A 17,395-nucleotide genomic window follows, 5' to 3' on the forward strand; every position below is an offset into this window, starting at 1 on the left:
CCTTACCTCGAAAGCGCATTCCACTGCTTTCTTAATTGCAACCGGCGTGCCAGAAACAGTGGCGCGCCGGTTAGCGTAAGGACGAACAGACGAAAGGAATTAAAACTCTTGATCTTCCTGAATAAATTCTGTTTCCCGCGTCAGGATGTCGTGAATGTAATACAGCTCAACCGGGGGGATTTTGACACTATACCCACTCTCTATGACACTAAAGGCCTCACGCAGAATAACCAGCTCACTCTGCGGACACTGCCTTCCCGTGTAATGGGTCGGTGAAGCGTTGCGAATTAACCGCTCAATCAGACAGCTTATATGCACATACAGCGCCACCTTACGATCATTGGGCACATCGCAGCCGGCCAGATGCTCATAGCGCAGTAAAAACTGCTCAACCTGATTGATCACCTTCCCGGTATCGAGGATCGTCACCGACTCGATCACCCTGCGCAGCGAGAAATTCTTCAGGATCAGGTTATTGATTTCGCTGACCTGCTCGGGCGTAGCCAGTTCGCCGAAGATACGCATCAGCGGCCGGCTTCCTTCGCCAGAAATCAGCGAATCGAGCGAGATCCACGGCAGTTCGGCCAGATGCGGATCCAGGGTGCCGACGATCGCCAGCACCTCGTAGCGGCTCAGCATCGACTCCCGCCGTGCGGGATCGGCGAGAGTTTCCACATCGCAGGCCACAATATCAATGCTGAGGGATTCAGGAATGCTGGCTTTTAACAGCGCCGACAGATTGGCTGCAGCCCCCAGACCGGTGGCGCAGGTGGTAAGAATTGCCCGCGGTTTGTCGGTTTGCGGGTAGTAGAGCTGATGCTCAACCGCGAGGTCATCGCCAATCTCACGGACGATATCTTCCAGCATATCGCCCTGTAAAATGCGCTCGCCAACGTACATCGCCATCCCGGTCGAGACGTTATTAATAATCGCCATCGGGGTAGTCAGGCGGCGGTTAAAGTGGCTATGAATCGCCTTCAGAGAACCCATATCGACCAGAATGATCAGCCCGGAGGCCAGCGCGTGGCTCTCAATGTAGCTTATCACCTGGTTGGCGATAGCCTCCGGCGTTACGTCGAGCGGCATATCAAATGACTCAAACAGCTGACTTTTCAACAGCCGGTTCGCCACATTAGCGATACTGCTGGCGGTGGCGTAGCCGTGAGCCACAATCACCGCACGAGTCACCTGCTGCTGGCTGATTGCGCCGGTTTTTTGCAGCCACAGCACCAATAACAGCAGGTCAATGCGCCGGGGCTCGATATCCAACTTCAGCGCCAGCGCGGCGAGGATCTCTTCGCAAAAGCGATACAGCAGCGGGAATTTCTGCGCCAGAAAGTCCTCCAGTTGGCGGCATTTCTCGCTGCTCATCCGGGACTGCGCCTGGCGGGAACGATGTATCAGGTAGTGGCTCAGGGCGTAGATACAGTTGCCGTTAAACTGGATATTGAAACGCTTTTCAAGGCGATAAAACTCTTCCCGCACCTGGTGGGTGATCAGCAGCAGCATATGAGAGCTATTGGCATCGTGATTATCAAAAATCAGCCGATCGAAGAGGGTTTCAATCTCCTCGCCCATGCTTTTTTGCGCCTCTTCCCAGAACATTTTTTTACTCAGCACCGCCTCGTACAGTGCCAGAACGCGGCATTGAGTATCGTAAATCAGCCCCTGCACCGGGTCGCGCGCGCGCAGTAGCCAGACCAGGCTGGTTTGCGGTTCGACGAGCAGCGGCTCCTCCTGGCCCATCGGTTCACTCAGCGCAGGCGTTGCGGCCATGATATTTTCGGGTAGGTCATGCAAAGTGACGTTAAGCACCTCGCTACCGGGGCATTTAGCCCATGCCGACGCCACCGCGTACTTAATCACGTTCTTCAGTTCACCCACGTTGCCGCGATAAACATAGTGAGCCAGCACCTGTAAAAGCCGCGGCGTCAGCTGGAGCCGGGCGGCGAGCGTGCGCGCCTCCTGCCAGAAAAACTGCAGCGTTAACGCTTCTTTCTCGTGACGACTGCGATTTTGCAAATCCGGCAGGCTGACGAGGATTGGAATACGGCGAATAAAAGTGGTCAGAAAAGTGCTGTGAATATCTTCGGTGGTGGCAAATACCAGCCGCAGCGAAATCGGCAGTCCCTGCGCCGTTTCCCCCACCCGATAGATCTCCTTGCGGTCCAGCCAGGTGAAAAGCTTTTCCTGCCCCTGCGCATCCAGGCGATGGACTTCATCAAGAAACAGCATACCGCCGTTTGCCGCCTCAAACGCCCCGACTTTATCGCCCTGCGCGCCGGTAAACGCGCCTTTGACGTAGCCAAACAGGTTGGCGGCCAGCAGCTCCGGGTTGCTGGCATACTGGGCGCAGTTAAAGCTGATAAACGGCGCATCCGGCTCCAGCAATCCCTGAGCGATAGCGAACTCGTGCATCAGCTCCGCCATATAGCTTTTGCCGGTGCCGCTGTCGCCGGTCATCAGCAGCGGTAGCCCGCCGTTGGGATAAAACAGCGCGGTTTTCATCTGCTCAATCGGTTTACGCAGGCTGCCATCATGGCCGGTCAGTAGTGAAAAATGATCCGCCTGCTCCGGCTGCCGGTCGCTTTCAGCAAGCAGCTCCGCCATGCTGGCGTACTCGCTGCGGGAAAGGGGGAAGAACTGCTGGCGAAAGGCTTTTTTATGCAGAAAATAGACCGGGCGAGTGTTGATCTTTACCAGCACATCCTGGGTAACCAGCTGGTTCAGATAGTGGCTGGCGGTATTTCTTTGCATCGCAAAACGCTGAGCCAGATAGCTGGCCGTGAAGACTTCGCTCAGGTTATCCGGATCAAAAAAATCGGTCTGATTTTGCAGAAAAGCCAACAGTTCTGTTTTACGCATGCATCCCCCATCATCACCATCGCAGGCTCTTATGATGCGGGAAATCCACTAGTCATTGGCGCTTAATTCATTTTTTGCGGTTCAGAGCACAAAAAAAACGGCGTCCAAATCCGCGGACGCCGCACAACAAACCGACTACAGCCGCGCCAGGGCCTCGCGTATTCCTGCGCTCAACATCACTTCCAGATACCGCGTGACCTGTTCAGCCAGTCCGGGAATCACCGTTAAATCCTCGCCCCAGTGCTTTTTATCCTGTAACACCTCCACCACCAGTTCATGCAGAGCACGACCGTTCGCCACTTGCGCCCAGCCTTCAGCAAAGCGGGTTAACCAGACTTCATCATCCTGTAGCGGATACGTCTGCCCGTCACGCTGGCCCCGATAAAAGGCAATCAGCGCCGCCAGAGCGAACGTCAGGCGCGGCGGAATCGTGCCATGCTGGCGAATATTCGTCAGCAGCTGCGGTAGGATCCGGGTACGGAATTTGGTCATACCGTTAAGCGCAATCGACAAAAGCTGATGGCGAATGTACGGATTAAGAAAGCGCCCGGTCACGGCATCAGCAAACTGCTGCAGCTCGTCGGCAGGTAAATCGAGCGCCGGAATAATCTCTTCGCCGATGGTCTGCTGCACATAATGGCGAATGGCCTCGTCCCGCATCGCTTCGCCAACCGTATCCACGCCGCACAACCACGCTACGGGGACCAGTGCGGTATGCGCGCCGTTGAGAATGGCGACTTTACGCTCTTTGTAGGGCCGAATATCGTCGACGATACGGATATTAAGTGGGCAACGGTCGAGTCGCAGTTTCTTCGCCAGCGCCTGCGGGCCCTGAATCACAAACAGCCAGAAGTATTCGGCGGTATCAAGGAACGCATCGTGATAGCCCAGCTCCGCTTCCAGCTTTTGCGCTTCATCGCGCGGGTAGCCGGTCACGATGCGGTCAACCAGCGTGGAGCAGAAGGTATTGGCCGTTTCAATCCAGTCGCTAAAAGCCGCAGGCAACTGCCACTCTTGAGCATAGCGCAGCACCAGCGCCTTCAGCGCCTCGCCGTTATAATCAATCAGCTCGCAGGGAATAATCATCCAGCCCTTATCCGCTGCGCCGTCGAAATGGCGGAACCGTTCGAGCAGGAGCTGAGCCAGCTTCGCCGGGAAGCTCACCGGCGGCATATCGTCGGGCCGATCTCCTGCATGGTAGCTAATGCCCGCTTCGGTGGTATTCGAAAATACGAACTCAATTTCCGGGTTACGAGCCAGCGCGAGATAACCGGCAAAATCCTGCCAGGGGTTGATCTCGTTATTAACGGAGCGAATAACCCGCGCCTCGCTCACCGCCTCACCGCGTTCATCCAGTCCGCGGATCACCGTGGTGTAAAGCCCGTCCTGGGTATTGAGCGACGGCGGAAACTCGGTGTTGATCGGGCGAACAATAGTTACCCCAGCGGCCAGATCGGTTTGCTCATTCAGCAGATCCAGCTGCCAGTCAATGAACGCCCGCAGGAAATTTCCCTCGCCAAACTGAATCACCCGCGTCGGGTACTGAGCCCCCGGAAACTCTTTTCTGTTTAATGTTTTCATGGCCTTCCCTGCTAAAAATGAATGACGCCTTTGATCAGCTGGCGATTGTTAATCACTTCGCTTTCATAGATTTCAGCCAACGATTTGAAATCGTAACGATGGGTCAGCATCATCCTGGCGGTCACTTTCCCCTCAGCCATCAGCCGCCCGACTTTGGCAAAATCCTCTTCCGTCGCATTGCGACTGCCCATCATGGTCGTCTCTTTCTTATGAAACTCCGGGTCCGAGAATTGCAGTTCGCCTTTAAACAGGCCGACGAAAACAATGCTGCCACCGTGGCGAATTAAATTCACGGTGTTATTCATCGCATGCTGGTTCCCCGTCGCGTCGATCACTTTTTGCGCCAGAGAGCCGCCAAACGTCTCACACAACTGGTCGGTAAACTGCGGATCTGAGGGGTCAAGGGTGGTCAGGCTAAGATGCTGCGCCACATGATCGCGCCGCGCCGGGCTGGTATCCGCCACCACTACCTGCGCGCCGTCGGCTTTGGCGATTGCCGCCGCGCCCAGGCCAATCGGTCCCGCACCAACCACCAGCACCTGCTCTCCCGGCTGAATATCTGCGCGACGCACCGCGTGGGCGCTAATGGCGAACGGCTCAATCAGCGCCACCGCCTCAGGATCAACGTCATCAACCACCAGCAGGTTCTTCACCGGAACGCTGAGATACTCGCTAAATCCACCGTCGCGATGCACGCCGATCACCGAAATCTTCTCACAGCAGTTTGTCCGCCCGCTCAGGCAGGCCGGACACTGACGACAGGCCACGTAAGGAATAACCGCAACCTGTTGGCCGCTCTTCAGATTAAGAATATTTTTACCGAGGCCAATAATCTCGCCGCATATTTCATGGCCAAGTACTCGCGGGTAGCTAAAAAATGGTTGATTACCGCCCCACGCATGGATATCCGTCCCGCAAATCCCCACCGCTTTTATTTTAATCAGAACTTCATCATTGCCAGGAATGGGAATCTGGCGTTTTTCCCAGTTAAGTTTTTTGGGTTCCTGACACACTAATGTATTCATCGACGTCATAATTATTGCCTCCGTATTTGTTGGCTTAGATATCGATGAAAAAAACTATCCAGGATAAAGTCATTATCAAAATTGTGAAACCTCACGCACAAAACCGTTTTAAATCCGGTTTTAATATCTAAAAAAACAGGGAGTCTATGTATGAGCCGTTCACAAAACCTTCGTCATAACGTGATTAACCAGGTCATTAACGATATGGCGCGCGGTTTTATTCCCTCGCCGCTGCCCTCGCAAAGCGCGCTGGCGGAGATGTACAACATCAGCCGCACCACCGTGCGCCATATCCTCAGCCACTTATGCGAGCGCGGCGTGCTGAGTCAGGTCAATCAGGATTACCTGATCCTCCGCCTGCCCGAAGTGCAGGACGGTTTCGATGGTTCCAGCGCCTCACTGGCCGAACAAAACCGCATCTTCGAACAGGCATTTTTCACCATGATCAACCAGCGCCAGCTGCGCGCCGGAGAGATGTTTTCCGAGCTACAGCTGGCGCGGGCGGCGGGCGTCAGCCCGGTGGTAGTCAGAGAATTTTTATTGAAGTTCAGCCGCTACAACCTGATTGAAAGCGAAAAACGCGGCCAGTGGAATATGAAGAAATTTGAGCAATCCTGGGCGGAGCAGCTGTTCGAGCTGCGAGAAATGCTGGAAACCCACGCGCTCCAGCACTTCCTCAACCTGCCGGACAACGATGCCCGCTGGCTACAGGCGAAAACCCTACTTGAGCGCCATCGAGCGCTGCGGGACAGTATCGGTGACAGCTTTCGTATGTTCTCGCAGCTCGATCGAGATTTTCACACACTACTGCTTTCCGCTGCTGATAATATATTTTTTAATCAATCACTTGAAATCATTTCCGTTATCTTCCACTTCCACTACCAGTGGGATGAGAGCGATCTTAAGCAGCGCAATATCATCGCCATTAATGAACATATGACCATTCTGAGCGCGCTTATCTGCCGCAGCGATCTGGATGCCAACCTGGCATTGCGTAACCACCTGAACTCCGCAAAGCAGTCGATGATCAACTCCCTCAAGCAGAATGAGTCCCTTCTTTATTAAGTACCGATTAAAAACATCAAATGATTATCAGGAGCACAAATCTAAAAACGTAATCCAATGTGAGAAAAAAGGTTATTTATGCTGATAACAAGTCGACTTACTTTACTGTTAAATGTGTGGGTGGTGTTTAACACTGCTCAATGTCACTTGTCGTTCAAATAGAATAGCCAGGAGTCCGGCGTGGAACCCAAAAATATAGCTATTGACCCGCAAACCACCTTTGAAAAAGGTAAATCGGAGACGATTTCAGCTCCGTTAAATAATACATTGCAGTGTAGCGCTCGTATTAAGAAAATTCAGACAACGGCAATAGTTCTGTTATTTCTGGCGGCGGTCATTAACTACCTTGACCGAAGCTCATTATCCGTCGCTAACCTAACCATCCGCGGGGAGCTGGGATTAAGCGCCACCGAAATAGGGGCGCTGCTGTCGGTCTTCTCTCTGGCCTACGGTATCGCACAGCTCCCCTGCGGGCCGCTGCTGGACCGCAAAGGTCCGCGCATCATGCTGGGGCTGGGGATGTTTTTCTGGTCACTGTTTCAGGCCGTTTCGGGGATGGTGCACAGTTTTACCCAGTTCGTCCTGGTGCGCATCGGCATGGGGATCGGTGAAGCGCCGATGAACCCTTGCGGCGTCAAGGTGATCAACGACTGGTTTAATATTAAAGAGCGTGGCCGCCCGATGGGCTTCTTTAACGCCGCCTCAACTATTGGCGTCGCCATTAGCCCGCCGATCCTCGCCGCAATGATGCTGGTGATGGGCTGGCGTTGGATGTTTATTACCATCGGTATGCTGGGGATTTTTGTCGCTATCGGCTGGTATATGCTCTATCGCAACCGGGAAGATATCAATCTCACCGCCGACGAGCAGGCGTACCTGAATGCCGGAAGCGTGAACGCTCGCCGCGATCCATTAAGTTTCGCCGAATGGCGCAGTCTGTTCAAAAACAAAACCATGTGGGGAATGATGCTGGGCTTCAGCGGCATCAACTATACCGCGTGGCTGTATCTGGCCTGGCTGCCGGGCTATCTGCAAACGGCGTATAATCTCGATCTGAAAAGTACCGGTTTTATGGCCGCGATCCCGTTCCTTTTCGGTGCCGCAGGCATGTTAATCAACGGCTATGTTACCGACTGGCTGGTTAAAGGCGGCATGGCCCCGATTAAGAGCCGCAAAATTTGCATCATTACCGGTATGTTCTGCTCCGCCGCGTTTACGCTCGTCGTACCCCAGGCGACAACATCAATCGTTGCGGTGCTGTTAATCGGTATGGCGTTGTTCTGTATTCACTTTGCCGGAACCTCCTGCTGGGGATTGATTCACGTCGCGGTGGCCTCACGAATGACCGCTTCCGTCGGCAGCATTCAGAACTTCGCCAGCTTTATCTGCGCGTCCTTTGCCCCTGTGGTGACCGGGTTTATCGTCGACACCACCCACTCATTCCAGCTGGCGCTGATTATCTGCGGCTGCGTCACCGCCCTCGGCGCACTGGCCTATATTTTCCTGGTCCATCAACCGATTAGCGACCCGCGTAACAGCTAAACCTTACCGCCTTGCTGACGATGGGGCGCTAAATTCCACGCTCATCTCATACTGCTTTAAGGCCAATGGCGCATAGCCTGCGGCTTTAAACAGCGGGGTAAAGGTTTCAGGGATGGTCACCGACGTGCCGAGCCCCGGAAACTGGCGGGCAAGAGCAATCAGCATTTCCCGTCCTAGCCCGCGCCCACGGGCGGCGGGTTCAACCCACAAAAACTGGATCTGCGGCCTGCTGGTTAACGTCGCCAGCACGGCAAAGGCCTGCTGATTGAGGGTGAACGCCCGGCATGGCAGGGTGCTGAAGGTGAGCGGGTCCATCAGCCACGGCAGCCGACCGTTGATTTCCGCCCCCGCCCTGCGCGTCAGGGCCAGCACATCACAATCTTGCAATACGGGTGGATCATCACTTCCGACCAGTGAACTTAAATAGCCGCACAGTCCGTGCCGCACCTCGAAGCCCAAAGATTGATACAGCGCCATCGCAGCGTGATTTTCGCGGATCACCTCCAGCCACATCCGCCGCACGCCCCGGGCCTGTAATGAGGCCATCAGCGACGTCATCAGCGCGCGGCCGGCTCCTTTTCCCCGCCAGGCCGGCCGCACGGCAAAGGCCGCTAACCGGGCTTCATCGCCACGTCGGGCGACAACGGCCATCGCTGCGGGTACATCGCCATCCATCCAGACGCGGGAATCCAGCAAGCTCAGCCCTTCGGCACTGAAGCGCTGGACAAAAACCTCCACCGACAGCGTGACGGGAACCAGGTAATCCTCAAAACAGTCGCTAAGGATAGTCGCCAGCAGCTCAATGCTGAACTGGGTAGCCGGAACGGCGGTAAGCTCCATGTATTTCTCCCACAGGCTGCTATTCTGTGATGATGAAAAATAACACTATAACCGCCGCCGTCGCATTAAGCCTGACTCAGGAGAGCGATATCCCTCTCCTGCCCACTATTGAGCGCTCTGCCGCCCAGGCTTTTCGCCAAATCCCGGCGCTGGCCTGGCTGGCGCAAAGCGAGGTGATAAGCGCCGATCGCCACCGGCTGTTTCTTGAAACCGAACACAGCCTGTTGGCCGTTGCCGATGAACAACCGATAGGCTTTCTACTCACCGAACCACTGGATGATGCGCTGTTTATCGTCGAGATTGCCGTCCATCAGGCGTGGCAAGGGCGAGGCATTGGCCGCATGATGCTGGAGCAGGTGATTGAGAATGCCCGAAGAGCGGAATATCCAGCGGTCACGCTCACCACTTTTCGCGAAGTGCCGTGGAACGCGCCGTTTTATACGCGCCTGGGCTTTTCGATGCTGGACGAGCTGACGCTGCCGTCAGGACTGGCGGCAAAAAGAGAGCTGGAAACGGAACATGGACTGGCACCAGAAACGCGCTGCACCATGCGGCTGGCGCTGTGACCTCCGGCGCTGCTTTCATCGCCTGAATATGGTACAAAGTATCATTCAAAACTTACCCGCTGATACCCGTATGTCCTGGTCAATCGATATCATTTCCTGCATTACCGATCGCTTTGTTGAACTGACGGCGACCGAAAAGCGCATCGCGCAGTTTATTCTCGATGATGTCGCGGCGGCGGCGGAACTGCCCATCGCCGAGATGGCGCGGCTGACCAACACCAGCCAGGCCTCGGTCACCCGCTTCGCGCGGGCGCTAGGCTGCAAAGATGTTCGCGAGCTGAAGATGAAGCTGGCGCAATCTCTGGCGGTCGGGCAGCGCTTTATTCTTGATGTCCCGGACCTCGAAGGCGTGCAGGGGATCTATGAGTCAATCATCGGCGTACTGGAGACCAATCGTCGGGCGCTGGATATCGAGGCGCTGAAGCGCGCGGTCAGCTTGCTGAGCGATGCGCGACAGATTCTGGCGCTCGGGATGGGCGGCGGCTCGACCATCTGCGCGCAGGAGATCCAGTATCGCCTGTTTCGCCTCGGCCTGCCGGTCGTCAGCCAGAACGACGGCCTGCTGGTGCGCATGATGAGCTCGGCGGTGACGCCAAAGGATGTGGTTATCGTGCTGTCATTAGGCGGTTATACCAAGGAAATCATTGAAAGCGCGGCGATTGCCAGCCAGTACGGTGCGAAGGTGATCGCGATTACCCCCGCCGGGACGCCGCTGGCGGAGCAGGCCGATCTGGTGCTGCCGCTGCTGGTGCGCGAAAACGACTATATCTTCAAGCCCAGCACTTCGCGCTATGCGATGCTGGCGATGGTTGATGTGCTGGCCACCGAACTGGCGATGGCCAACAAAACCCAGGCCAAAGGCCGGCTGCGCCGTATTAAGCTGGCGCTAGACAGCCATCGCGGCGGCGTCGACCGCCAGCCGCTGGGTGACTAAACCGCGCTAGCGGCGATAAACCTCTCCGCCTGCTGGCGGGTGCGCTCCACCGCCTGCCCGGCGCGATAAAGATCGCTCCCCAACCCGGCTCCGGCACACCCGGCCTGCACCCAGGTCGTCAGATTCTCCGGCGTCACACCGCCTACCGCCAGCACCGGTACTTCCGGCGGCAGCACCGCTTTCAGCGCGCGAATATAGTCCGGGCCAAAAGCGGAAGAGGGAAAAATCTTCAGCCACTGCGCCCCGGCATCCAGCGCACTAAACGCCTCCGTCGCCGTTGCGCACCCGGCGCAGACCAGCATCCCGCGCGCCACCGCCTGGCGGATAACCGCAGGCTGGGTATTCGGCGTGACGATAAGCTTCGCCCCGGCATCGGCCAGAAAATCGACCTGCTCAACCTTCAGTACCGTCCCTGCGCCAATCACCGCCTGCTCGCCAAACTGAGCCACCATCTGCGCAATACTCTGCTGCCAGTCCGGTGAATTGAGCGGAATTTCAATATAGCGAAACCCTGCGCCAATCAGCATATCAATATGCTCTGCCGCTTCTGCGGGGCGAATGCCGCGCAAAATCGCCACCAGTTTAAGCTTGTTCATTCATTATCCTCGCCATGCCGCTCAGCAATGCCTCATCGCCGCTACAGCTGTTGACCGTCATCCCGCACGCCATCATCGCTCGACGATAGCGGGCATTCAGCGCCGGGTCCCCCACCAGGGTGACGGTTGATGTACGATAACGCTGACCCAGAGTTGCGACTTCAGCGCCAATCAGCAGCCCGGAGAGATAGTCGCTGACCGATGTCGCCGCCAGCGCTCCCAAAACCCGCGCCGCTCTGGCGACAAACAGTTCGCTAATTAACGATGGTTGCGCCAGCCCCTTGTCCAGCCCCAGTTCAAAAGCGGCGTCGTCCGGCAACTGGGCCGTAAGCCCCTTGCCGAGCAGCGATTGCGTCATCAGCAGATGATGCAGCTCGCCGGTCATCGCGGTAGCAAAGTGGCGCACCACGCCGCGCTCCACCTGCACCCATTTACAGTGGGTGCCCGGCATCACGTAGCACTCCGCCGGGGCCAGTTGCCACGCGCCCAGCAGCTGCGTCTCCTCCCCGCGCATCACGTTGTACTCCCCGGCCTGTTCAACCTTGAGGCCGGGAATAATCCACACGCCTTCGGCAACGGCAAACAGCTGTTGCCCAGGGGCATCAATCGCCGCCGGACAAGGCAAGTACGGCACCGATTGCCAGCCCGCGTCGCTGCCAATCATCCCGGCCATCAGCACCGGAAGCTTCTCCGCGCCGCGCCAGGGAGTCAGGTATTGCTGGAATACATCGGCGGGCGCTTGCCCGCTCAGGCGGGTGATGCCCAGCGGCAGCTGCTTCGTCTCGACGCACTGGCCGTTGCGAATCAACCAGCCGCGCAGCTGGGTGGAGCCCCAGTCGACGGCAATGTAGTCATTCATTGCACCTCTCCTGAAGTCTGAACCACAGCCGTCTTCGCCGGAATCGCCTGGCCTTCCCGCTCCTGGGTAATTATTTCCAGCGCTTGCTGACGGCTAATTTTGCTCGCTGGCGTCATTAAGGTCACAAATACCGAAGAGATAAGGCTACCGAGAACCGAGGGAATGCACGGATTTCCCCAATACGCCAGCCAGTCAGCCTTAACCAGAATGACTATCGAGACCAGCATGCCGCTGAGCAGCGCCGTTAGCGCCCCCTGCCAGTTAAACCGCAGCCAGAAGTGACCAAGAATCGAGCAGACGAATAGGCCGGACATCAGCATTGAGATCATTTTGGTGATATAGCTGATGATATCGTTGGACGTCAGGGCAAAGATCATCGCCAGGCCAATAACGAACGCCAGCATCCAGCGCGACAGCGTAATGGCTTTATCTGCTGGGGGCATTTTCCCGGTCACCAGGGTATACACATCGCGCATCATGATAGCGACGGCGGCTATCGCATCGGAACTCGCCGACGACATGGTGGCGGAAAGACCCGCAATCAGCACCACCAGCCCCAGAATCGCCGGTAAAAAACTGGTGGCGAACAGGAAGGCGTAGTTACTGTTTGCCAGATTCGGGTTCATCGTCCATGCTGCCATACCGATAATCGCCGGTAGAATCGAAAAAAACAGGTACAGGACGCCGGTATAAATAAAAGAACGGCGCACCGAAGAGACATCTTTACCCGAGTAGATTCGTTGACGATAAGATGGCGTCGCCAGCACGCCGACGCAAATCACCATCGCCAGCGATAGGGCCGGAACAGCGCCCAGTTTGTCAATCGCAAACAAGCTCATAGCCTTCGGATCCATGGCCTGGACGATCGCATCCCAACCGCCCACGTGTACCACGGCCAGAATCGCCATCAGGATAAAACCGAAAAACAGAATTAACGCCTGAATGGTATCCGTCCATACCACTGCGGAATAACCGCCGATGATCACATAAATCGCGAAAGCTAATGAAATAATCACTTTTGCCAGCGTCAGGTTTATCCCCGCGGCCCAAGCTAAATACATACTGCCGCCAAGAATATGTGCGCCAAGCCAACCAATGGAGGCAATAAATATCATTATCCCGACGACATTTTTAATTAAATGGCTGCCCCCGGTATAATAAGAAAGCTCCTCGCTCATAGTCATAAAGCGGAGTTTACGTACCGGCGCAAACAGCCAGGCTACCAGTAAAATACCGATTGCCCCACCTACGCCATACAGCATCCCGGCCCAGCCGTTGCTATAGCCGAAACCTACCGCGCCCATGCTCGACCCCGTCCCTACCATGGTCGCTACGGTCGATCCCAAGGTCAGAAACAGCGGTAAGGAACGACCGCCCAGTAAAAAATCATCGCCGCTTTTTTGATTACGCGAAACGTACCAGCCAAGCCAAATCATCGCCAACGCGTAAATAATAAAGCCGACTAAAAAGATATGACTATTCATCGTTCACATCCTGCCAGTTAGGGTTATAAAAGGTAAGAGGTTACGGAGCGCTGAATTATTTCAGCGCTCAAAAATCCTGTTTATATTTCTGATTAATACAAATTTATACGCGAGCCGCGTTATAACAGGTCACATCTACTTCGACTTTGCAATCCACCACCAGATCCGCCACACAGCAGATACGGGCTGGCGGGTTATCGCCAAAGAACTCGCGGAACACTTTGTTGAAGGACTGGAAATAGCGCGAATCGGTGAGGATCACTTTGACGTGTACGACGTCGGCGAGGGTATAGCCCGCTTCGGTCATGATATCCACACAGTTTTGAATCGCCAGGCGCGACTGGTCGACAATCCCCCCTTCCACCACTTCGCCATCTTTCATCGGCGTCTGACCGGAAACGTACAGCCAGCCGCCCGCCTCCACCGCGCGGGCGAACGGGAGATGCTGCCCGCCGGTGCCGGTTCCGCCTTCCACGCCATAACGTTTAATACTCATCTTTCGCTCCTTAGTTCATTCGGCGGCGCAGGAAACGTCCCGCGCGCCCGGTAATCTTTTTATCGCTGCCGTAGCTCATCACGCCGTTGACCATCACCGCCTCTATGCCGTCCGCCGGTTGTTTCGGGTCGGAGAAGCTGGCGACATCGCGCACCGTTTGCGGGTCAAACAGCACCAGATCGGCGAAGTAGCCCACTTTCACCAGCCCACGTTCCGCAAGCTGAAAGCGTACCGCCGAGAGGCCGGTCATTTTGTGAATGGCGGTAGTCAGCGGAAACAGCTGTTCATCGCGACTGTAGTGGCCCAGTACCCGAGGGAAAGCCCCCCACAGCCGTGGATGTGGCATCGGGTCGTTCGGCAGGCCATCGGAGCCGATCATGGTGACCGGATAACGCAGCACCCGCCGCACGTCCTGCTCGTCCATGTTGTAGTAGATTGCGCCCGCAGGCATCAGCCGCGCCGCCGCATCATGGAGGCTCACCTGCCAGCCATCGGCAATTTGCTTGAGGGTTTTACCGGCCTGCTCTGGCTGCGCTTCCGACCAGGTGATAACGATGTCGAACTCATCGGTGACCTGCTTCATATCCAGCGTCGACGAACTGGCGGAATAGGGGTAGCAGTCACAGGCAATCTCCTGCCGCTGGCGCATCTCATCGAAGAAAGCCAGCGTCTCCTTCGTGCGACCCCAGTTTTTCGCCCCGGCGCACTTGTGATGCGAGACCACCACCGGCACGTTGCCGTGGCGACCAATGCGAAACGCTTCGTCGAGCGCTTCCAGAATGGGTTCAAACTCCGAGCGCAGGTGGGTGGTGTAAATTCCCTTCTCCGCCGCCAGCTCTTCCGCCAGCGCCATCACCTCTTCAGTGGTGGACCGGAATGCGCTGGCGTAGGCCAGACCGGTACTCAGCCCCAGCGCCCCCTGACGCAGTGCATCGCGCAGTTGAACACGCATCCCGGCGATTTCGCTTTCCGTCGCCGGGCGGAACAAATCATCCATATGATTGTTGCGCAGCGCGGTATGGCCAATCAGCGTGCCGACGTTCAGTGACGGCTTCGCCGCCTCCACCGCGTGGGCGTAAGCCTCAACGGTGGGATAAATAAACTGCTCCTGCTCGCCCAGCAGGTTCATCGGGTCGGGCACGCCGTCGCGCATGGTTGCCGTCGCCGCGCTGATCCCGCAGTTGCCGACAATCACCGTCGTCACCCCCTGGCTCAGCTTGGGCAAATACTCCGGCATACGGATGACGTTGATATCGTCATGGGTATGCACATCGATAAACCCGGGGGCCAGCACGCGCCCCAGCCCCTCAACCACCTGCTCCGCCGCCAGATTCAACGCCGGGGCCATATCCACAATCCGATCGCCCTTCACCGCTACGTCACCACGAAACTGCGGCCCGCCGCTGCCGTCGATGACGGTGACGTTTTTGAAAAGCCAGTTAACTCTCATCGCAATTACTCCCTTTCAACTCTGCCGACAAGTTAACCATTTACAAGGCGGAAAAACAGTGGAAAACTACGCAAAAACCAGATCAATTTATGATACTTTTATTCATAAAACATAACGATCAAATATTAAATTTATATTTATCAATAAATTAAAATTGATACCCGACTTTTATCCGAGCATAAACCCTTAAAGGATAGTGTTATGAAATACCATTCCGATACGCTTGTCCCGCACAAAGCCGCCGTGATGTCCGCCCCGGCAAATCTGCTGGCAGAGGATATCTGCCTCCCCGCCGCGCTGCTGAAAAAAACGGCGCTGGAAAATAACATCGCCTGGATGCAGCGCTACGCCGATGCGCGCGGCGTCTCGCTGGCGCCGCACGGCAAAACGACGATGACGCCGTGGATTTTTCAGGCCCAACAGCGGGCCGGCGCCTGGGGTATCGGGGTCGGCAGCGCCTGGCAAGCCAGCGCGGCGATGGCCAGCGGCATCCAGCGCGTGTTGATGGTTAATCAGCTGGTCGGCAAGGCCAACATGCAGGCCGTTTCGCAGCTGAAAACCCACTACCGCAGCGTTGACTTCATCTGCTGCATCGATAGCCTCGCTAACGCCCGCACGCTGTCGTCCTTTTTTGCCGAACGCCGGCAAACCCTGGACGTGCTGATTGAGCTTGGGGTGCCCGGCGGACGCTGCGGCTGCCGCAGCGTAGAAGATGCGCTGGCGCTGGCGCAGGCCGCGGCGGAGCTACCGGGCCTGACGCTGCGCGGGCTGGAGCTGTATGAAGGGGTGCTGCACGGGGACGATCCGCAGCCGCAGGTGGAAGCGCTGCTGCGCCAGGCCGCCGACCTCGCCTGCCGAATGGCGCCTCTGGTTGAAGGCGAGTTTGTGCTGACCGGCGCCGGCACCGTTTGGTACGACGTGGTGTGTAACATCTGGCTGGCGGCGGAGAAACCGGCGAACTGCCGGATCGTTATCCGCCCCGGCTGCTATATCACCCACGACCGGGGGATCTACGATATCGCGCAGCAGGAGCTGGTGGCGCGGGATCCGATCGCCTGCGATCTGGCCGGCGATCTGACCTCAGCCCTCGAGCTGATGGCGATGGTGCAATCGGTTCCGGAATCGGATCGCGCGGTGGCTAACTTCGGCAAGCGCGACTGCGCTTTCGATGCCGGACTGCCGCAGCCCATCGCCCTCTATCGTCACGGTGCGCAGCTATCCGCCGAGGGGATCGCGAGCGTGGGGATCATGGATCAGCACTGCATGCTGCGCCTGACGCCGGGTAGCGACGTGCAGGTTGGCGATATCCTGGTCTTCGGCACCTCGCATCCGTGCCTGACCTTCGACAAATGGAAGGCGCTGCTGCTGGTCGACGACGACTACAACCTGCTGGAAGAGCTGGATACGCTGTTCTAAATAGTGCCTTTCCCGGAGGCGGCGCGCTGCGCCTGTCCGGGCTACCAGTCCGTAGACGGCTGTGAACGTAGCCCGGACAGGTGCGCCAGCACCGCCTCCGGGGATTTTCACGTTTTCACGGCTCCGGGCCATCTTACGACTCCTCTTCCTCTCCTCTTACCCCGTTACCCAGCGCAATAAACTCCTCCAGCAGCGCGGTCAGTTGCTGCATTTTCTCTGCGGTAAACTCAGATTCAATCAGGCGATAAGCCTCTTCTACCTGGGTCTGCGCGCTGTCATATAGCTTCAATCCCGCTGGCGTCAGCGAAACGTACAGCTTGCGCTGATCGCTGACCGGCTTTAAGCGCAGCACCAGGCCGTCGCGCTCCATGCGGGTCAAAATGCCGGTCAGGCTCGGGCGCAGAATGCAGGCGCGGAAGGCGAGGTCGTGGAAATCCATCGACGGGCTTTCGGCAAGGATGCGCACAATACGCCACTGCTGCTCGGTGAGATTATGCCGTTTGACGATTGGCCGGAAATGGCCCATCGCCGCTTCCCGCGCCTGCAACAGCGCAATGGTTAACGAATCATGCATCACATACCCTCTACATCACATTTCAGAATCTATTAACAAGTTAATAATTAGCGCTTATTTGCCGATGACGCAACCGGTTTCTGCTGCTGAAAAGTACCAGCC

The 17,395-nt window shown here is 56.6% G+C and carries 15 protein-coding genes; 5 read left to right on the plus strand and 10 right to left on the minus strand.

Annotated elements, in window-relative coordinates; all coding sequences use genetic code 11:
• Nucleotides 1-99: 99 nt before the first annotated feature.
• From GVK32_RS18025 to GVK32_RS18035, 3 genes are all read right to left on the minus strand, one after another.
• Nucleotides 100-2,865: a sigma 54-interacting transcriptional regulator gene (locus tag GVK32_RS18025; RefSeq protein WP_159871331.1), complete on the minus strand. Its 2,766-nt coding sequence runs from the start codon at nt 2,863-2,865 to the stop codon at nt 100-102.
• 135 nt (nt 2,866-3,000) lie between these two features.
• Nucleotides 3,001-4,446 carry a tagaturonate reductase gene (locus GVK32_RS18030; RefSeq protein ID WP_159871333.1) on the minus strand — a complete coding sequence of 482 codons (1,446 nt, stop codon included), beginning with the start codon at nt 4,444-4,446 and terminating at the stop codon, nt 3,001-3,003.
• Nucleotides 4,447-4,457: 11 nt separating this feature from the next.
• Nucleotides 4,458-5,480, minus strand: coding sequence for a zinc-binding alcohol dehydrogenase family protein (locus tag GVK32_RS18035; protein WP_159871335.1), 1,023 nt, complete (start codon nt 5,478-5,480; stop codon nt 4,458-4,460).
• 141 nt (nt 5,481-5,621) lie between these two features.
• Between GVK32_RS18035 and GVK32_RS18040 the strand changes: the two genes are divergently transcribed.
• Both GVK32_RS18040 and GVK32_RS18045 read left to right on the plus strand, forming a co-directional pair.
• Nucleotides 5,622-6,536: a GntR family transcriptional regulator gene (locus GVK32_RS18040; protein WP_159871337.1), complete on the plus strand. Its 915-nt coding sequence runs from the start codon at nt 5,622-5,624 to the stop codon at nt 6,534-6,536.
• Nucleotides 6,537-6,716: 180 nt separating this feature from the next.
• Nucleotides 6,717-8,078: an MFS transporter gene (locus tag GVK32_RS18045; RefSeq protein ID WP_159871340.1), complete on the plus strand. Its 1,362-nt coding sequence runs from the start codon at nt 6,717-6,719 to the stop codon at nt 8,076-8,078.
• 3 nt (nt 8,079-8,081) lie between these two features.
• Here GVK32_RS18045 and GVK32_RS18050 read toward each other — a convergent pair whose 3' ends face one another.
• Nucleotides 8,082-8,918 carry a GNAT family N-acetyltransferase gene (locus tag GVK32_RS18050; protein ID WP_159871343.1) on the minus strand — a complete coding sequence of 279 codons (837 nt, stop codon included), beginning with the start codon at nt 8,916-8,918 and terminating at the stop codon, nt 8,082-8,084.
• A 32-nt stretch (nt 8,919-8,950) separates the two neighbouring features.
• On the opposite strand from GVK32_RS18050, the gene GVK32_RS18055 reads away from it, so the two are divergent.
• Together GVK32_RS18055 and GVK32_RS18060 are read left to right on the plus strand one after the other, a co-directional pair.
• Nucleotides 8,951-9,484 (plus strand): GNAT family N-acetyltransferase, encoded by a 534-nt coding sequence (locus tag GVK32_RS18055; RefSeq protein ID WP_159871495.1) that lies wholly within the window; start codon nt 8,951-8,953, stop codon nt 9,482-9,484.
• A 70-nt stretch (nt 9,485-9,554) separates the two neighbouring features.
• Nucleotides 9,555-10,418 carry a MurR/RpiR family transcriptional regulator gene (locus GVK32_RS18060; RefSeq protein ID WP_159871346.1) on the plus strand — a complete coding sequence of 288 codons (864 nt, stop codon included), beginning with the start codon at nt 9,555-9,557 and terminating at the stop codon, nt 10,416-10,418.
• Here the strand turns inward: GVK32_RS18060 and GVK32_RS18065 are convergent.
• From GVK32_RS18065 to GVK32_RS18085, 5 genes are all read right to left on the minus strand, one after another.
• On the minus strand, nt 10,415-11,014 hold the full coding sequence (locus tag GVK32_RS18065) for a 2-dehydro-3-deoxy-6-phosphogalactonate aldolase (RefSeq protein WP_159871349.1): 600 nt from the start codon (nt 11,012-11,014) through the stop codon (nt 10,415-10,417). The genes GVK32_RS18060 and GVK32_RS18065 overlap by 4 nt on opposite strands.
• Complete coding sequence (locus tag GVK32_RS18070) at nt 11,001-11,873, minus strand: 2-dehydro-3-deoxygalactonokinase (RefSeq protein WP_159871352.1); 873 nt, start codon at nt 11,871-11,873, stop codon at nt 11,001-11,003. Before GVK32_RS18070 ends, GVK32_RS18065 begins: the two co-directional genes overlap by 14 nt.
• On the minus strand, nt 11,870-13,357 hold the full coding sequence (locus tag GVK32_RS18075) for a sodium:solute symporter family protein (RefSeq protein ID WP_159871355.1): 1,488 nt from the start codon (nt 13,355-13,357) through the stop codon (nt 11,870-11,872). Before GVK32_RS18075 ends, GVK32_RS18070 begins: the two co-directional genes overlap by 4 nt.
• A 103-nt stretch (nt 13,358-13,460) precedes the next feature.
• Nucleotides 13,461-13,853, minus strand: a complete 393-nt coding sequence (locus GVK32_RS18080) for a RidA family protein (RefSeq protein WP_112215111.1) — start codon at nt 13,851-13,853, stop codon at nt 13,461-13,463.
• 10 nt (nt 13,854-13,863) lie between these two features.
• Nucleotides 13,864-15,303, minus strand: a complete 1,440-nt coding sequence (locus tag GVK32_RS18085) for an amidohydrolase family protein (protein WP_159871358.1) — start codon at nt 15,301-15,303, stop codon at nt 13,864-13,866.
• A gap of 201 nt (nt 15,304-15,504) precedes the next feature.
• Here GVK32_RS18085 and GVK32_RS18090 point away from each other — a divergent pair, with 201 nt between their 5' ends.
• The gene (locus GVK32_RS18090; RefSeq protein ID WP_159871360.1) at nt 15,505-16,719 is read left to right on the plus strand and encodes an amino acid deaminase; all 1,215 of its coding nucleotides are present in this window, start codon (nt 15,505-15,507) and stop codon (nt 16,717-16,719) included.
• Nucleotides 16,720-16,852: 133 nt separating this feature from the next.
• Here the strand turns inward: GVK32_RS18090 and hpaR are convergent, their stop codons facing one another.
• Nucleotides 16,853-17,293 carry a homoprotocatechuate degradation operon regulator HpaR gene (hpaR, locus tag GVK32_RS18095; RefSeq protein ID WP_159871362.1) on the minus strand — a complete coding sequence of 147 codons (441 nt, stop codon included), beginning with the start codon at nt 17,291-17,293 and terminating at the stop codon, nt 16,853-16,855.
• Nucleotides 17,294-17,395 lie beyond the last annotated feature (102 nt).

Origin of the sequence: Klebsiella sp. 18074, assembly GCF_902705905.1 — a bacterium.
GTDB classification, from domain to species: Bacteria; Pseudomonadota; Gammaproteobacteria; order Enterobacterales; family Enterobacteriaceae; genus Klebsiella; species Klebsiella terrigena.

What these genes read in the sequence shown, in the direction of transcription:
- GVK32_RS18025 (WP_159871331.1), bottom strand. Translation starts at nt 2,865, where the DNA reads ATGCGTAAAACAGAACTGTTGGCTTTTCTGCAAAATCAGACCGATTTT.
- GVK32_RS18030 (WP_159871333.1), bottom strand. Translation starts at nt 4,446, where the DNA reads ATGAAAACATTAAACAGAAAAGAGTTTCCGGGGGCTCAGTACCCGACG.
- GVK32_RS18035 (WP_159871335.1), bottom strand. Translation starts at nt 5,480, where the DNA reads ATGACGTCGATGAATACATTAGTGTGTCAGGAACCCAAAAAACTTAAC.
- GVK32_RS18040 (WP_159871337.1), top strand. Translation starts at nt 5,622, where the DNA reads ATGAGCCGTTCACAAAACCTTCGTCATAACGTGATTAACCAGGTCATT.
- GVK32_RS18050 (WP_159871343.1), bottom strand. Translation starts at nt 8,918, where the DNA reads ATGGAGCTTACCGCCGTTCCGGCTACCCAGTTCAGCATTGAGCTGCTG.
- GVK32_RS18055 (WP_159871495.1), top strand. Translation starts at nt 8,951, where the DNA reads ATGAAAAATAACACTATAACCGCCGCCGTCGCATTAAGCCTGACTCAG.
- GVK32_RS18060 (WP_159871346.1), top strand. Translation starts at nt 9,555, where the DNA reads ATGTCCTGGTCAATCGATATCATTTCCTGCATTACCGATCGCTTTGTT.
- GVK32_RS18065 (WP_159871349.1), bottom strand. Translation starts at nt 11,014, where the DNA reads ATGAACAAGCTTAAACTGGTGGCGATTTTGCGCGGCATTCGCCCCGCA.
- GVK32_RS18070 (WP_159871352.1), bottom strand. Translation starts at nt 11,873, where the DNA reads ATGAATGACTACATTGCCGTCGACTGGGGCTCCACCCAGCTGCGCGGC.
- GVK32_RS18075 (WP_159871355.1), bottom strand. Translation starts at nt 13,357, where the DNA reads ATGAATAGTCATATCTTTTTAGTCGGCTTTATTATTTACGCGTTGGCG.
- GVK32_RS18080 (WP_112215111.1), bottom strand. Translation starts at nt 13,853, where the DNA reads ATGAGTATTAAACGTTATGGCGTGGAAGGCGGAACCGGCACCGGCGGG.
- GVK32_RS18085 (WP_159871358.1), bottom strand. Translation starts at nt 15,303, where the DNA reads ATGAGAGTTAACTGGCTTTTCAAAAACGTCACCGTCATCGACGGCAGC.
- GVK32_RS18090 (WP_159871360.1), top strand. Translation starts at nt 15,505, where the DNA reads ATGAAATACCATTCCGATACGCTTGTCCCGCACAAAGCCGCCGTGATG.
- hpaR (WP_159871362.1), bottom strand. Translation starts at nt 17,293, where the DNA reads ATGCATGATTCGTTAACCATTGCGCTGTTGCAGGCGCGGGAAGCGGCG.